The sequence below is a fragment of the Chitinophaga sp. genome, assembly GCF_036569125.1.
In the GTDB taxonomy this organism is placed as follows: Bacteria; Bacteroidota; Bacteroidia; order Chitinophagales; family Chitinophagaceae; genus Chitinophaga.
In genome coordinates, this window is sequence record NZ_DATCRF010000180.1 from 1 (window position 1) to 13,421 (window position 13,421).

General features: G+C 45.6%; 14 protein-coding genes. 8 read left to right on the top strand and 6 right to left on the bottom strand.

From position 1 onward, the window contains the following. The first annotated feature begins 7 nt into the window (after nucleotides 1–7). Nucleotides 8–145 (top strand): ester cyclase, encoded by a 138-nt coding sequence (locus VIM87_RS06505; RefSeq protein ID WP_331996205.1) that lies wholly within the window; start codon nucleotides 8–10, stop codon nucleotides 143–145. A 264-nt stretch (nucleotides 146–409) separates the two neighbouring features. Here VIM87_RS06505 and VIM87_RS06510 read toward each other — a convergent pair whose 3' ends face one another. Next, a complete protein-coding gene (locus tag VIM87_RS06510; protein ID WP_331996192.1) occupies nucleotides 410–1,012 on the bottom strand; it encodes a Crp/Fnr family transcriptional regulator in 603 nt (200 codons plus the stop codon). A 268-nt stretch (nucleotides 1,013–1,280) separates the two neighbouring features. On the opposite strand from VIM87_RS06510, the gene VIM87_RS06515 reads away from it, so the two are divergent. The 3 genes from VIM87_RS06515 to VIM87_RS06525 all read left to right on the top strand — a co-directional run bounded on the left by VIM87_RS06515 (nucleotide 1,281) and on the right by VIM87_RS06525 (nucleotide 3,948). Continuing rightward, nucleotides 1,281–1,937: a hydrolase gene (locus VIM87_RS06515; protein ID WP_331996193.1), complete on the top strand. Its 657-nt coding sequence runs from the start codon at nucleotides 1,281–1,283 to the stop codon at nucleotides 1,935–1,937. 174 nt (nucleotides 1,938–2,111) lie between these two features. Next, nucleotides 2,112–2,993 carry a pirin family protein gene (locus tag VIM87_RS06520; protein ID WP_331996194.1) on the top strand — a complete coding sequence of 294 codons (882 nt, stop codon included), beginning with the start codon at nucleotides 2,112–2,114 and terminating at the stop codon, nucleotides 2,991–2,993. A gap of 172 nt (nucleotides 2,994–3,165) precedes the next feature. Beyond that, nucleotides 3,166–3,948, top strand: coding sequence for an NIPSNAP family protein (locus VIM87_RS06525; protein ID WP_331996195.1), 783 nt, complete (start codon nucleotides 3,166–3,168; stop codon nucleotides 3,946–3,948). Nucleotides 3,949–3,963: 15 nt separating this feature from the next. On the opposite strand, the gene VIM87_RS06530 is transcribed toward VIM87_RS06525, so the two are convergent. Both VIM87_RS06530 and VIM87_RS06535 read right to left on the bottom strand, forming a co-directional pair. Then, nucleotides 3,964–4,497 carry a hypothetical protein gene (locus VIM87_RS06530; RefSeq protein ID WP_331996196.1) on the bottom strand — a complete coding sequence of 178 codons (534 nt, stop codon included), beginning with the start codon at nucleotides 4,495–4,497 and terminating at the stop codon, nucleotides 3,964–3,966. Between the two features lie 115 nt (nucleotides 4,498–4,612). Further along, nucleotides 4,613–5,782, bottom strand: coding sequence for a hypothetical protein (locus VIM87_RS06535; protein ID WP_331996197.1), 1,170 nt, complete (start codon nucleotides 5,780–5,782; stop codon nucleotides 4,613–4,615). 178 nt (nucleotides 5,783–5,960) lie between these two features. Between VIM87_RS06535 and VIM87_RS06540 the strand changes: the two genes are divergently transcribed. The 3 genes from VIM87_RS06540 to VIM87_RS06550 are packed head-to-tail and all read left to right on the top strand — an operon-like array spanning nucleotide 5,961 to nucleotide 8,779. Further along, a complete protein-coding gene (locus VIM87_RS06540; RefSeq protein WP_331996198.1) occupies nucleotides 5,961–6,842 on the top strand; it encodes a DUF4349 domain-containing protein in 882 nt (293 codons plus the stop codon). 21 nt (nucleotides 6,843–6,863) lie between these two features. Continuing rightward, complete coding sequence (locus VIM87_RS06545) at nucleotides 6,864–7,673, top strand: MOSC domain-containing protein (protein ID WP_331996199.1); 810 nt, start codon at nucleotides 6,864–6,866, stop codon at nucleotides 7,671–7,673. Between the two features lie 14 nt (nucleotides 7,674–7,687). Beyond that, on the top strand, nucleotides 7,688–8,779 hold the full coding sequence (locus tag VIM87_RS06550) for a hypothetical protein (RefSeq protein ID WP_331996200.1): 1,092 nt from the start codon (nucleotides 7,688–7,690) through the stop codon (nucleotides 8,777–8,779). 39 nt (nucleotides 8,780–8,818) lie between these two features. Here the strand turns inward: VIM87_RS06550 and VIM87_RS06555 are convergent, their stop codons facing one another. Next, on the bottom strand, nucleotides 8,819–9,922 hold the full coding sequence (locus VIM87_RS06555; RefSeq protein ID WP_331996201.1) for a hypothetical protein: 1,104 nt from the start codon (nucleotides 9,920–9,922) through the stop codon (nucleotides 8,819–8,821). 121 nt (nucleotides 9,923–10,043) lie between these two features. On the opposite strand from VIM87_RS06555, the gene VIM87_RS06560 reads away from it, so the two are divergent. Continuing rightward, nucleotides 10,044–11,336 carry a hypothetical protein gene (locus tag VIM87_RS06560; protein ID WP_331996202.1) on the top strand — a complete coding sequence of 431 codons (1,293 nt, stop codon included), beginning with the start codon at nucleotides 10,044–10,046 and terminating at the stop codon, nucleotides 11,334–11,336. A gap of 1 nt (nucleotide 11,337) precedes the next feature. Here the strand turns inward: VIM87_RS06560 and VIM87_RS06565 are convergent, their stop codons facing one another. After that, nucleotides 11,338–12,543, bottom strand: coding sequence for a winged helix-turn-helix domain-containing protein (locus tag VIM87_RS06565; protein WP_331996203.1), 1,206 nt, complete (start codon nucleotides 12,541–12,543; stop codon nucleotides 11,338–11,340). Between the two features lie 168 nt (nucleotides 12,544–12,711). After that, on the bottom strand, nucleotides 12,712–13,421 hold a 710-nt coding region (locus VIM87_RS06570), incomplete at its 5' end, for a RagB/SusD family nutrient uptake outer membrane protein (RefSeq protein WP_331996204.1).

Genomic DNA, 13,421 nt, shown 5'->3' on the forward strand with positions numbered 1-13,421 from the left:
AAATTTTATGGGTCTTCCTGTTAATGGGAGGAACATAGTCTTCACAGAAAATGTTTTCTACCGGTTTCAAGATAGAAAGATCAAAGAGGTATGGTCCGTAATCGATAAAGCGGCCATCGAAGCGCAACTTGAAGACGATAAATAATCTGTTTGGTTCAGCGATCTGGCTGGTAATTTCTATAATGGTGTTATCACCGTACCAGCCTTCAGTTCACTGATCTTCTACCAGAAAATCCCCTGGCATATTTTAATTCCGTGTCAAGGCTTTTGCTTTGTCAGCGTTTTTTCCATTGGTGTCTCTCATGGTTGCATATACTTTATCCCCAAAGCTGCAATGGATTTGGCGGTAAGCAATATGGGAGAGCGGAATGCGATTGATAAGACCAGGGAAATGTTAAATGAATGCCCGCTATTTTTGAAGCAGCCGGCGCCTGATGCGGCTCAGGGTGTCTTTAGTGATGCCAAGATAAGAAGCAATAATATGCTGCGGAAAACGGTGCAGCAGTTCGGGATAACAGTCGATAAAATCTACATATCGTTTATCTGCAGTACCACTTATAGATGAGGTTAGCCTTCGCTGATTGGCAATATTATTCCGCTCATCAAGCTGGCGTACCATTTCCCAAAAGGCAGGTACCGCCTTAATAAGTTCAAGGGAATTACCCCTGCTGATCAAAAGCACTTCGGTGTCTTCCCAGGCATCGATATTATATAAGCTTGGCGTAAGCATAACCCAGCTTTCCCGGTCACCCATCCACCAGCCTTCCACACCCAGCCGCACGAAGTGTTCAGATCCCTTGTCATCAACCGAATACATCCGCATGGAACCTTTTACAATAAAGGCAAAATCTTTACAATAGTTACCTGCCTGCAGGAGATACTGTCTTTTTCTGAATTTAGACGGAATAAATGCCTGCCTAAGCAACGCTTTCTCGTCTTCAGAAAGTGGATCAGCACTGAACTTTTTCAGATAGTCAAAAAAAGCTTCGTACATATTTACCTCATGCATCATTCTTGTATAATATAGTTTGGGATATTCAATATTGTTCAGACAAAAATACTGATTAAATGCCCATTTCCACCCCGGCAACCTGGTTGTGTAGGTGGCATGTAGACATTTGTCTACTTTATTTTTCGACTTATGTCATCTTTCTCTTTTTGCCGGTTTCTGAACTTTGCTTCCGGGCAATTGACAATAATGTAGCATGCAAAGGAAACCGCCGGCCTTCCATCTGCCCCGTAATGTTCAACCTTAATAGTTAATATACAAAATCAGTAACATGCCAAAAAATGTGAAAACAGGCCTTGAAGCCCTGCTGCGTCCGGAAGACAGCATTTTAGTGTTGATCGATCATCAGCCTTTCCAGTTCGCCAATCTGAACAGCCACGAGCCAACGATGGTCATCAACGCTGTGGCGGGAATTTCAAAAGCAGCAAAGATCTTTAATGTACCAACTATTCTGACCACCGTTATAGAAGAACGCGGTGGTTTGATCATCAAACAGATCCAGGATGTATTTCCTGAGCAAAAGCCCATCAACCGTACGTTTATTAATACCTGGCAGGACCCTGCGGTTACCGATGTTGTGGCAAAAAGCGGCCGCAAGCAGCTGATCATTGCCGGTTTGTGGACAGAAGTGTGTGTAGCCATGCCGGCGATCCAGGCGGCAGGTGAAGGTTATGATGTATTTGTTATAACAGATGCCTCAGGATCAGTTTCAAAGGAAGCGCACGATATGGCAGTACGGCGTATGGTACAACATGGTATTACGCCGGTCAATTGGGTAGCTGTTGTCTCTGAATGGCAGCGTGACTGGGCCCGTACGGAAACAGCCGGTCAATTGGCGGGCCTTATGACAGAACATGCCGGAGCAAGCGGCGTTGCATATGCCTGGGAGCTGCAGCTGCTGGCTACACCGGTTCCTGCGGAAAAATAAGTAATTCAGCAAAGCAACATCCTGATCGATCCGGGGTGTTGCTTGTTTGACCAAAATATCCTGCCCATAAGAATGGAATTCTTTATAATAACGCTACATTGCCGGATGGCAGCTTTTATACTATAAAAGGCACCATATGTCATTTGGCGGATCAGAACTTATAACAACGTAAACATGAAAAAGAAAAGCAGTTTTTCAGCCCGGGGCAAAAGAGCAGATATCGGCGACCTGGTCATATACAGGATCCTGCCGAACAGGTATGCTGAAGCGGTGGGGCCGTTCGTTTTTTTAGACCATATTGCTCCAACAATCCAGACTAAGGTAAATAAAGAAGGCACCGGCGCACATCCACACCGGGGCATTGCTACCTTAAGCTACATCCTGAATGGTGAGGATGAACACTTTGACAGTGCAGGCAACTATGCCATGGTGCATTCAGGAGGCGTACAATGGATGAATGCCGGGAACGGGATCATTCACGATGAAACACTGAATTATGACTCCCGCACTGATTCCAAACTGACCCATGCATTTCAGTTCTGGATCAATTTGCCTTCAGCAATAAAAGCCGGAAAACCGGCTTACTTAGCCATTGAAGGCAATGAAGTTCCTTATAAAGAATTACCTGACGGAAAGGGATGGATAAAGGTGATTGCCGGCGCGTTTGAAGAATTAAGATCTTCGATCCCCAGCTATTCAGAACAGTTCATTTACCACATTCATTTGGAGCCCGGCGCCGGTTTCACGGCCAATTTTGCCGATAGATCAGAGGTCGCCGCTTTTTTGCCTCTTATGCCGGCCTCCATAAACGATGAAAAATTCGATGCCGGTGAATTCATTGAATTTGACAGAAATGCAGGAAGTATAGCGTTGTTAAACGGGAACCAGGAAGCTGCCGATGTTATATTATTTGGTGGTGAGCCCTACCAGGAGCCAATAGTCGCTGAAGGTCCGTTCGTCATGAACTCCATGTTGGAGATCGCTGATGCCTACAGGGATTTTCACTGCGGTAAATACGGTAAAATAGATTATGAAAAGCAAAAGCTGAAAGCTTAGTAAGAAATTATCCAGTGCCGGGCCGCGGCTGAAGCAGGTAATGTCTGTTTGTTCAGCCGAGGAGCCGGCAGCGCCTAAATACCCTGAAAACCGCTATTGTTTAATTGATTGTTTTTGCAGATCTTCAACAGCTATATCCACGACTTGATCAACAAACAAAATCACAATCAATATGCAACGCAGGAAATTCCTTCAATCTTCACTTGCGGCTAGCGCTGGTATGGCAATACCCTTCAGTTCCGGAATAGCGGCTGATAAGCAGCCCGCACAAAAAGAAGCATACGAATGGCGTGAATATGAAATGCGCTTTGGTTCCAATCCTGCGCAGCTGGAAGATTATTTTAAGACGGCGCTTATTCCTGCATTGAATAAATATGGCGTAAGAACAGTGGGCGTTTTTAAGGAATGGAGACCATCCGAACCCGCTAAGTTTTATTTACTGGTGCCTTATTCTTCTCTTGACAGCTATCTTTCGGTGAATATGAAAGTAAAGGCAGATGCAGATTATATTAAAAACAGCGCAGCATATAACAGCATACCGGCTGATAAACCCGTATATAACCGCTTTACTTCTTCTTTAATGATCGCCTTTGATGGCTGGCCTGCAATAGCTGTACCCTCAGGTGGATCCCGGATGGTTGAATTAAGAACGTATGAGGGCTATAGCGAAGATGCCGTAAAAAGAAAAATTAAAATGTTTCATGACGGCGAATTCCCCATTTTTAAAAGGGCGGGCTTAAATCCCGTATTCTTTGGTGAGGTGATTGCCGGCGACCGGCAGCCCCGTCTCACTTATATGCTCACCTGCCCCGGCATGGAAGAACGCGATAAAGGATGGGCCGCTTTTGTAGCGGATCCTGAATGGAAAAAATTAGTAGCGGACCCTCAGTATGCAAATACTATTTCTATTATCAGGAACACCTTTTTAGTTCCAACATCCTATTCGCAGGTGTAGCCGGCCGGTTTGCTGCTACCGGTTGAAGCGGGGCATTTCCACCAATTTAATATCATGGTCTTTGGCATATTGAGTGCCAAGATCATGCAGCTTATTGTACTTGCTCACAAAGGTTCCATAAGATTTCTGATCCAGCGCCTCCAAAGCTTTGGCTATCTCTTCTTCCGGAGCTTTGCGGTCAATCATTTTGGCAACGGCCATATGATCGGTTCTGTAGCTCTCCAGTGTAAACTGGAAGAGATCTTTAGACGCATCCAGCAAAGCTTCGGTATCTTTAGTTGCGATCAGGCCGTTCACACTCTTCAGATAACGCTCCACCCGTTGAATAGCAAAACCTATCTGCTGCTCGTAGCTATACTGGCCTGCGCCTGCTGTCCTTTTACCATATTCAAGGGCCGTAATAAAATAATCACTGCCGAAATGTGAAACCGCATTGGCATTCAGGGCGGCTGCATCAAAATACTTTTCAGGAGATGCGGGCATTTTGCAGCCCAGTACTGTTATACAACATAACAGCAGGATGATCCGGAGGTATGGCTGTTTTTTCATGTATGGATTTGTTGCGGCAAATTTCCATCACACATAGCCTGCTTCCTAATTCCGGGATCCTACAGTTCATCTACTTTTGTAAAAGGAGGCGTCTACAGTATGTCTACAGATCCATTTATCTCTCAGTGATCAAACGATCTACCCTGGTGTTGAATGTGTTCTTGCTGATGCCTGCCACCTTTTCGAGAGTCCTGAAATAATTCTCATCTCCTTTCTCACGTTTGCCGCAGCACAAAAGCGCTTTTACGGCATCAAACCCTTTTTCTTTTTCCAGCTGCTGAACGATCAGGGCATTGATGGCATAGGCGATATTCAACCGTTTGGCTCCTTCCACAAAATTTTGCTCACTGGTGTACAGGGTAAGCCAGTCGGCCTGTTCATTTTTGGCAGCATAGCCCCTGAATGCAGCCAGGATCTCTTTCCATTCAATGCCCCAGCTGCCGCCATATAAATAAGCGCAGCCTTCATCTACCGCCCGGTTAATGATTGCGGTGGAGTACATATTATGTAACCGGTCGTGCCACAGATCATGCGGGTCAAACTCATTAAACCCGGTACGGTTAGCCATTCCGCTAACTATTAAGGTTTCGTTATTGTGACAGGTATACAGGGACAGATGGTTATACCCGTTGTAAATGGCCTTATACTCAACCCCAACCAGCTTCAATGCCTCTTCAAAATCGTCACAGCAATAAAACCGGATCTGCTGCCGGGGAGCCCCGATCTTTTTATCATAGTATGCGATCATCTGCTGCAGCTTTTTAGCTTCCTCCAGGTTGATCTTCTCTTTGTACCTGAATACAACATTATCCATCCGGCAGGTTTTCCAGAGCAGGGTATTGGCGGATAGTGGAGAAAGGAAAACAAACCGGTCGGCCTCCTTCCGGGCCAGCAGCCTGAAACTTCCTCTCAGCATGGCTGTATCTTCCCTGGTTCCCAGGTACGACAGCTGCAGTAAATAAGTATGTTCATCCCTTTGAATAACATTGGTCAGGTAGGGTTTATAAAAGTTATTGCTATTAGACCGGGCATTTTTTTCAATGCCTTTCATTTCATCTGTTAACAGGCTGGTTTCCAGGAGATCCGCTTTTGATATAAAACTGTTCCCTGTATTTGTGCTGTCTTTGCTGCGCAGGAATCCATCCAGGCTACGCAATAAGGCATCTTTTATAACAGTATCTTTTGGCAGGGAAATGTTGTTAAGTATTCTTACAGGATTTGATTGGCCATAGGTAAAGAGTGTCAGCAAGGTGAAAAAGGACAGGCAGTAAATTTTTGTGTTCATAGGGTATTTATTGTCAGATCATTTCAAGGTGCTAATATGTTCATCCGGGTTTGTGTAACAGGCAGTTGTATAGGTACGTTGCGCCGGGGTAACTAAAAGATATAAATAATAAACGGATAAAAAGTGTGTATTCCGGTAGTTTTTTGCATCATATAAGTAATCACCAGAAATAAAGAACATGCAACAAACATTCAGACAACGCCTTTGGAAATTCGGAAAATGGTTTGGCGGGTTATTTCTCCTGATGCTGGTATTCCGGCTGATCTATGGTTACATTGTTACCGACGCGGCGCAAAGGGGAGAGTATACCGGTGATTTTTTTAGCAGTGTAGCCAATTTAAGAAAGAACTACGCATCTGAAAAACAGCTGCTAAAGCAAGATGTAGCGCCACAAGCCAATGCCGCGTCTTCCCAGAAATATGAGAAAACAGCCACGGTAAGGTCAAAGACCTCACAATTTGAAAAGGACATAGATACTATCAAAAAAGTCACCACCGCTTTTGAAGGTGTGATCCAGTACGAGCAAAACACCGGTAATAAGGGAAACCGCCAAATTCAGCTGCTGATCGGTATTAACCCTGAAAAATTTGACAGCTTCTATGAGCAGATCCAGCATATAGGCCAGGTAAGATCAACAGAGATCACCAAGGTGGATAAAACAAATGAATACCGGCAGCTGAACGCAAAGAAAGCATCTCTTGAAAAGAACCTGGCCTCGTTGAATGAGCTGCGATCCAGGGGAGGAGCCATTGGCGACTATATTAAATTACATGAGAAGATCCTGGAAATAGAAACCCAGATGCAGGAACTGGGTGTTGAGCTGGGCAATTTTGATTCGGAGAATGAATTTTGTACGGTGCGGCTATCTCTCTATGAAGGCGCCCCGGAGAAAAAAGTAAGCTTTGCCAAACGGCTTAAAGTAGCCCTGGAGTGGACAATTAAATATTATGCGGTGTTAATGTGCTCTTTACTGGTGCTGGTAACGGTTATATTTATCATGCTCCTGATCATTGATAAGCTGAAAGTGATAAAAATGGTAACCGCTAAGCTGGATGAATGATTAAAGGGGTATCTTAGTGTTATGCTGGCAGTTAGCGAATTATATATTTATCCTGTTAAATCGTTAGGCGGAATTTCATTGCCTGCGGCTTCCCTGACCGATCGCGGTTTTGAATACGACCGGAGGTGGATGCTGGTAGATGAGAACAACCGCTTTCTTTCGCAACGTGAAGTACCGCTCATGGCTTGTTTACATGTAGCGCTGCACAACGGTCGCCTGGTGGTTAGAAATATAAATAAGCCGGATCTTTTTTACCAGATCCCGCTGCAGCCTTTAACCACTGAAACTACCACGGTTACGGTATGGGATGACGAGTGCCGCGCCCAATGGGTAAGTGCAGAAGCGGATGCCTGGTTTAGCGAACAGCTGGATCTTTCATGCCGGCTGGTATATATGCCGGATGGCAGCCACCGGCCCGTAGATGTGAATTATGCGCACAATAAAGAAATCACCAGTTTTTCAGACGGATATCCTTTATTGATGATCGGTCAGGCCTCCCTGGATGATCTGAACAGCCGCCTATCATCTCCGTTACCCATGAACCGTTTCAGACCCAACATCGTGTTTACCGGGGGCCTTCCGTTCCAGGAAGATGATCTGAAACAATTCAGTATTGGCGATATCCGGTTTTCAGGTGTTAAGCTCTGCGCACGTTGTGTTATGACCACCATCGACCAGCAAACTGCGGTAAAAGCAAAAGAACCTTTGAAAACACTCAGCACTTACCGTATGAAAGAGAATAAGATCCATTTCGGCCAGAATCTATTATATCACGGCAGCGGAACCATTCGCGTGGGTGATGCCATTACCATTGACCATAATATACATTGAACCCGGAGCATACAATGGAGATGAATTTTCCTATGGAAGCATTCCTGCAAACAAAGCAGGAGCTACTGGCCAACCGTAATGATCTTGAAAAAGAGAAAGCTATTTGGGCAACGGTAAGAAAAAGGCTGAATGAAACACAGGCAAATGTGCTGGACGAACAATTTAAAGCCGAATTTGAAAAGCTTGGGATTTCTTTCGGCAATGTTCCGTCTACCAGTATTCAAGAGATCCTGCAATCGCTGAAGGAGCTTGTTCAGCAGGGAGCTGCTGCCACCCTGCTGGGAAATCATGAGCTGGGCACTTATAACCTGGCCATGCTTATTCAGCAAATTTCAGGGGTGAGCGATAAAGCCAGCCTGGAAATAATAGTTGAAATTATCAGGCTAACCATCGTGGCCGGCGCCGGCTTAAATGCGCAAAAAGCATATGCCGGCAATGGGGGCGCTACCAGCCTGGAATGGGTGTGCTTGTATTTAGCGCGTGGGGTAGGAGACATAGGGTACCTTCGTAGCCTGGATCAATATGTATGTTGCTATCAGATATTTTTCTGGCTGCCTGAAAGGACCGCCTCCTTTAACAGTTTCCTGGCCAACCTAAGGGTTTCAGAAGAAGCAGCAGACTTACAGGAGAAAATAATGTTAGCCATGATGGGTGATGGTTGCTCTCCATTTACGGCTGATGATCTCTACCGATCCGCTTCTTTTTTCAGCCGTATTGCTGCTATAAATATTAAATGGCTAACCCTGCTTTTCCCTTTTGAGGACGATGCTATAAAACACTATCTAAGTGTATTGCAGCCAAATGTTACGCCGGAGATAGCAAAGAACCTCATTAATGGGTTTACCAGTAATAATAAAGCCAGGAAGCATTTCAAAGCATTCTTTTCCATGAAGCCCCACTGGCTGTTAAAATTTATTATTGGATCCGCGCCTGAAATAATCTTCGGCCTTGTAAAAAGAAATGAGCAGGACCTGCTGATCCCATTCCTGAAAAATTTTAAACCGGCTATGATGGAGCTGAGAGATGCAAAGGGTAATACTTTATTGCAGCATGCAGCGTTGTGCAGGGGAGTAGTTGAAAATACCATTCAGCTGCTTTCGAAATAATAATATAGCCGTCCCCAAAGGAGACGGCTTGTTATATCATCATTTCAGCGTTACTCCTTCCATGTCGTCAAACTTAGCCTGCAGGCCCCATCCGCCAAAGTTTTCAGCTACCACAAACCAAAGCTCATTGCTGCCTTTTTTCAGGGGAAGAAAAACCTTATCGAAAAAACCAATAGAGCCTAAGAACCGGTAATCCCTTGACCTAAAGACATCTGCTCCGGCATACAAAGCCTGCCCATTGAAATAAACAGTTACAACATCGCTGAATCCAAAGGACAGCGCTTTTATCTGATCCAGGCCAGATTCAATGCTAATCCTGGCTACGACCGTGGTTGTTGTATTCGTTAACCTGCCAAATCTTGAAAAATTGATAATGCCGGAAGGCTCGGTTTGTTGCGTGGTCCAGGTAAGACTTTCTTTGATGGCGGGTGTAAGCTGGTATTTTTTCTCAAACAGGCTGCTGCTGACTACATTGGATACCTGCCACCGGGTTATAAGGCCACCTGTTCCATTGGCAGGGATGGGCGCCGGAGAAAACGCCACTGCCGGCCGCAGGGTATATTGCAGGTTGGCATAATGAACCGGCGCTCCGCCGGAACTTAATCCTATACCGCCTGCTTTGGGCGTGCGCTTTAATTCTACCACCTTCATCAATGGGGTTTGCATATCATCTATATAAATTTCTGCCTGCAGGCCATGTACATCAATTTTGATATGATGCCAGAAATCAAATTTAAGATCGAATGCCTCGGAATACCCTTTGCCATGATATAATTGCCAGGCAGCTTCCCCATTAAAAACAGGAGTGTACTGTGTTGCATCCGGATTGCCGGATTGATGGGGGCGCACATAAAAGTTTTCAAGTTCAGCGGTATCCTGCATCCTGAAATAGCAGCCGGGAAAGCTGCGGTCCTTCGGAAAATTGATATCGTATTCAATAGTGCCATCCAGGAAGCCGACATCTTTTAGATAAATGTCCCCGGCTTTCAGGAAGATGCTTTCTTTGCCCATATAGGTTTCCTGAACCATCTCCGCCTGCCTGCTGATCCACTGGTCTGACGTAAAAGGTACTTTAATGGTTTGTGCGGTTGCAAAACAGTAGCATAACAACAGCATGCAAGCTGATAAAGAGGTTTTTTTCATACAGTTTGTTTTATCTGATCCATGCGCAATAAACAAAGAGATGAAAAGAACCTGTGTTCATTCAGCGTTCATTTAGCGTTCATTTATTGTTCAAATCCGCTTTAAGCTGTAATTTAACTGCATGAGCCTCACCGAAAAGGAATATATAGCTCGCTGCAAGCAATTGATCGAGGAACAGTTACGCCTTGTATCCGATGATGGAACGTTGCGTCAACGGGACCTGGAATCTCTTGCGGATAGCATTGAGGAAAGGTCCGGCATCAGGCTCAGTCTTTCCACCTTAAAACGGTTGTGGAAAAAAGACTATGACCAGGTGCCGCATCCATCCACCCTGCAGGCATTGGTTTCCGTACTCGGGTATAAGGACTGGCAGGAGTTCCGGTTAAAACAAGCCCCTCTTCCGGCCGCACCACCGCCGGCTGCCCCGGTAGCTGAAAAACGTAGCAGGCGTTTAAATCCGTGGATGATACTACCTGCGGTAGCTGCATTGGTCGTGTTTTCCTGGCTGATCGCTTTCCGTTCAGGCCAGCCCGCCAGCCTAAAACCGGTGGTGAAAGGCCCGGTTACTTTCACCGGGAATAAAACGGTTGCACAGGGGGTACCCAACACCATTGTTTTTAATTACGATGTGCGTAATGTAGTAGCCGACAGTTTCTTTTTCCAGCAATCCTGGAATGAGCAGGAGCGCGTACAGATTGATCCTGGAAAGCATTACTATTCTGCTATCTATTATTATCCCGGTTTTCACAGGGCCAAGCTTATTGCCAATGATTCCATCCTGAAGCGTTTTAAAGTACATATTACAACTGACGGATGGTTTCCACTGGCCCACCACGTTTCCCGGGATAGTGTACCGGTCTATCTCCCCCAAGAGGGTTCTATAAGAGATGGAGCCTTGCACATTTCCACGGAAACGCTTGTTGCTTCCCATATGGATGTAAATAAAGATTTCACCTTAAGCTATTTTAATGTCCGGGAATTTGAGGATACCTACAGCGATAATTTTTCGCTGGATACAAGAGTGATCCTGGACAGTACAAATCTTAATGCATGTCCGGGCCTTAGCCTGGTAGTGATGTGTGAAGAAGACATCTTTTTTGTGTGTATGATCAGGAAAGGATGTGAGCGGAACAGCAATATTAAAATGGGAGAAGTATACGAAGATGGTGTGCAAAACGACCTTTCCGCATTTGGCCGCGACCTGTACAAGTGGCAGCAGCTACAGATCCTGGTGGTGAATAAACAGGCAACCATCAGCCTGGATGGCCAGCCGGTACGTACCATCCGCTTTAAAAAGGATTTTGGTAAAATAATGGGACTGGCCTATCATTTTACCGGTCCCGGGGGAGTAGATTATGTAAAGCTGAAGAATGGTAAAAATAAGATGGTTTACGAAGACGAGTTCGGGAAATGAGCTAGATGATTTTTGTAAGCCCATCCTTTATGGCTTTCAGATATTGTTTGTTATTTGATCTTGTAATGGTAATGTCCCGGCACTGGTTGAATTTGGCAAATGTTTTAATAGCGTCAGTGACCTGGGCGATCATCGGGCTGCTTAATTTTACCGGTTCAAAGTGAAGATTGTGTACGATTAATGTTTTTTGTTTGCGGTCGGCCTTTGAATCCATCCTGGCTACAAAAGTATCACCCACCAATACGGGCAATGAAAAATATCCGTACTTCCGTTTTGGCTCGGGAACAAAGCATTCTATCTGGTAGTCGAAATCAAAAAAATCCCTCAAACGATGCCTGAAAACGTTTAATACATCGAAGGGGGAGAGGATAAATGCCTCGCCGGACAGCTGGATCTTTTTGGTTTTATAAGCAGGTAACATATAGAGGGGAGCCGTTTTCATGCCTTCGATCTCAACTTTACAAATTGCGCCCTCATCTACCAGCTTTTCCAGCTCCTTTTTCACTAAATTATTTTTCACGCGGCGTGCGCGCCAGGCCAGCTCTTTTGCATAGGCAATACCCAGGGCTTTCAAATCACGGAGTATAACATGCCTTGCAAATTCGGTGGGTGTGGGCAGGGTGGTATCCACATCTTCCGGAATTAAATTCATGGGGAGATCATATACTTTCAGGAAGCCCTTTGTTCGTGTGGTCATCAGTCTTCCATCCAGGTACAGGCGTTCAAGCGCCACCTTTGATGGCCGCCAGTCCCACCAGCCTTCACTTGGCAGCGAACGGTCATTCTCAAAATCCTTTACCATCAGCGGACCTTCGCGCGCAATCCTGTCCAGCACCTTGTTCATGAGATTGATCTCGGGCTGTGGCAACGGTTTCCGGTTATCTAAAAAGCTTTGCTTCACCGGCAGTGAGTAGCGAAAGTTATGCATGGGCATATATCCTGAGTCGGAGGTAAAGAATTCAAAGATCCTTCCATCCTCCTGCAGCTCATCAAGCCATTCCAGTTTATAATCAGGTACCCGCGCTGCAATAGAATGGTGGTGCGCGCGCTCAACGGTATAATTGGTATCGAGCTGCACAAAACCAAGATGATCTATAAGCTTGTAAACCGCCTCACGGCCCTTTCCAAACTGCCCCCGTTGAGCTAGCCCTGCTGCGTGGAGGATGATCTTTCTGGCTTGTGCTTTAGTGAGGATAACTGGTTTCATACGTATAGTAAAGTAAGGAAATATTCAGGATTTTTTTTCAGGCAGGGCTTGAAAAAAAAGGAGGTACCGTCGCATTGAAACCACCAGGGGCCTGCTGGTATGGCTTCGTTAAATAAATAAGCCGTCCCTGAATGAGACGGCTTATTTATTTTTCTTATCAGGTTATACTCAATACCCGTCATTCTGTTTTAGATTTCCATTCTTGTTCTTCTCTGATTGCGGGATGGGGTATAGTATCCTGTAATTGCCATTGGGTGCGTGGGATAACCATGATTTCTTTGCAAAAACATTAAAGCGGATCATATCCTGCCGGCGATGGCATTCTTCAAAGAACTCCCATCCCAGCTCGTCCAGCAAGCGGCCAAACTGTATGTCGGCACCGCCTTCATTAGTAGTTGCATGCACGTCACGCAACCCATAATCATAGCTGCTTCCTTTTTGCAGGTCAGCTGCGGTTACGATCGCTTTTGCAGGGTTATTACGGAAAGCCCTTTCCCGTACCATGGTAACGGCTACTGCCGCTTCCCCGGCGTTACCTGTACGTAACAGGCATTCGGCTTTCATTAAAATAACATCTGCATACCTGAGCAGGGGAAAATCGTTGCTCAAACGGTTAGTAGCGCCTTTCTTTATTTCAAATTTTCCCAGCCGGTAACCATGGATGGCCTCACTGGTATCAATGGCCGGCACTACATTGATGAGGTTCAGCGGCTGCCCGGTGAACCTGCCGTTCTGCACCATCAGCATAGCTCCGGCAGATGAGAACTGCTGTCCTTTGATCCAGTTATCTGTGAAGCGGCTGTCCTGCGGGTCAAAAGTATTAATGAACTGCGGCACCGCGCAAATACCGCCCCAGGGCGAGAATTGCAGGTTAAAGG

Bases quoted from the DNA above. Each gene is read 5' to 3' on its own strand.
- VIM87_RS06545 (WP_331996199.1), top strand. From the start codon at position 6,864: ATGCTGGCAGTTAGCGAATTATATATTTATCCTGTTAAATCGTTAGGC.
- VIM87_RS06555 (WP_331996201.1), bottom strand. From the start codon at position 9,922: ATGAAAAAAACCTCTTTATCAGCTTGCATGCTGTTGTTATGCTACTGT.
- VIM87_RS06515 (WP_331996193.1), top strand. From the start codon at position 1,281: ATGCCAAAAAATGTGAAAACAGGCCTTGAAGCCCTGCTGCGTCCGGAA.
- VIM87_RS06510 (WP_331996192.1), bottom strand. From the start codon at position 1,012: ATGATGCATGAGGTAAATATGTACGAAGCTTTTTTTGACTATCTGAAA.
- VIM87_RS06525 (WP_331996195.1), top strand. From the start codon at position 3,166: ATGCAACGCAGGAAATTCCTTCAATCTTCACTTGCGGCTAGCGCTGGT.
- VIM87_RS06550 (WP_331996200.1), top strand. From the start codon at position 7,688: ATGGAGATGAATTTTCCTATGGAAGCATTCCTGCAAACAAAGCAGGAG.
- VIM87_RS06565 (WP_331996203.1), bottom strand. From the start codon at position 12,543: ATGAAACCAGTTATCCTCACTAAAGCACAAGCCAGAAAGATCATCCTC.
- VIM87_RS06520 (WP_331996194.1), top strand. From the start codon at position 2,112: ATGAAAAAGAAAAGCAGTTTTTCAGCCCGGGGCAAAAGAGCAGATATC.
- VIM87_RS06530 (WP_331996196.1), bottom strand. From the start codon at position 4,497: ATGAAAAAACAGCCATACCTCCGGATCATCCTGCTGTTATGTTGTATA.
- VIM87_RS06535 (WP_331996197.1), bottom strand. From the start codon at position 5,782: ATGAACACAAAAATTTACTGCCTGTCCTTTTTCACCTTGCTGACACTC.
- VIM87_RS06505 (WP_331996205.1), top strand. From the start codon at position 8: ATGGGTCTTCCTGTTAATGGGAGGAACATAGTCTTCACAGAAAATGTT.
- VIM87_RS06540 (WP_331996198.1), top strand. From the start codon at position 5,961: ATGCAACAAACATTCAGACAACGCCTTTGGAAATTCGGAAAATGGTTT.
- VIM87_RS06560 (WP_331996202.1), top strand. From the start codon at position 10,044: ATGAGCCTCACCGAAAAGGAATATATAGCTCGCTGCAAGCAATTGATC.